Genomic DNA, 1,370 nt, shown 5'->3' with positions numbered 1-1,370 from the left:
CAGGGCGATGAGTGCCTGGTGGTGCCGCTTGCCCTCGGCGCGTTTGCGCTCGTAGAAAGCGCGGCTGGCCGGGTCGCAGGAGATGGCGACGAAGGCCGACTGGTAGAAGACGCGTTTGAGGGCCTTGTCGCCCGCGGTGGCGCGTTGCAGGTAGCGGACCTTGCCGGACTGTTGGAGGACCGGGGCCAGGCCCGCGGCCGAGGCGAGCTGGTCAGCGCTGGGAAAGCGTGCGATGCCGCCGGTGGTGCCCAGCAACTCCGCGGTCAAGGTGGCCCCCATCCCCGGCATGCTGCGGATGAGGGCCGCGTCAGGGTGGCTATCGAGCACCTCGGCCAGGCGGTTGTCGGTGGCTTTGATCCGCTCGCGGGTGCTCAGCGCTTCGTCGGCCAGCTCGCGCACGATGTCAGCGGCGACCTGCTCGCCGGGCAACTGGACCTGCTGGGCGTGCGCGGCAGCCAGGGCCGCCTCGGCCAGCGCCTGGATCGTGGTGGTCTTCACCCGGCCCGCACCACGCAGATAGGCGATCAGCCCGGCTCGTCCGGCGGTGCGGATCTCGGTGGCGGTGACATAGCGGGCCAGCAGCCACAATCCCAGCTTGCCGGTGGCATCCACACGGCGTTCCAGGCCGGGATGGATCGAGGTCAGCAGGTCACGCAGGCGGCCGATGCGGCGGGTCTGATCGCGTACCAGGTCACTACGGCGCCCTGCCAGCAGCCGCAACGCGGTGTCCTCAGCGCGCATCGCGGTCACCGGCCGCAGGTCATCACGCATCCGCACCTGGTCCGCGATCACCTTCGCGTCCTTGGGATCGCTCTTGCGCTCCCCGCCGGTCGTCGCGCGCCGGGCTCGGGCCACCGCCAGCCCCGGCACATGCACGACGGTCAGCTCGGCGGCGACCAGCATCGCCTCCAGCAGCCCGGCGATCCCGCCCAGCAAGTCGATGCCCACCCGGGCGCCGCCGTGCTCGGCCTGGGCCGCCTCGATCTGCTCGATCAGGGCGGCGATGCCGGCCGGGGTGTTGTCCACCCGGCGACTGACCAGCACCTGACCGGTCCCAGCGACCTTGATCTCCGCCCAGTGGAACTCCTTGGCGACATCGATTCCCACGGCAACAGCCATCGTTCCCCCTTCAGCTACCTTCGCGTGCTGCAACTCCCCGCCGGCCTTGCCCTACATAGCGATCGATCGCAGTGCCCAATCAGCGGTCAAGGAGAAGCGGTGAGGCAGGGGGCACAGCCACCTGAGCCATCGACGGCAGCCGGCATGAAAGCCATCCCTGCCTCACCCGCACATCCCGATCTTGCCTCTCCAGGCTCAGCAGCGCGCTCAGCCCCTGGCGTAACGGGAGTGCCTACTCAGAAAGGTAGGGC

The 1,370-nt window shown here is 69.8% G+C and carries 1 protein-coding gene; it reads right to left on the bottom strand.

Features of this window, described 5'->3' with window-relative positions; genetic code table 11:
- The coding region (locus ACFWY5_RS57980) for an IS110 family transposase (RefSeq protein WP_379640397.1) at nt 1-1,119 on the bottom strand (1,119 nt) is incomplete at its 3' end.
- Nucleotides 1,120-1,370 lie beyond the last annotated feature (251 nt).

Source organism: Nonomuraea sp. NPDC059007 (genome assembly GCF_042740555.1).
Taxonomy (GTDB): Bacteria; Actinomycetota; Actinomycetes; order Streptosporangiales; family Streptosporangiaceae; genus Nonomuraea.
Note: the sequence above shows the minus strand (reverse complement) of the source record. Positions and strands in the feature narration are given on the sequence as shown.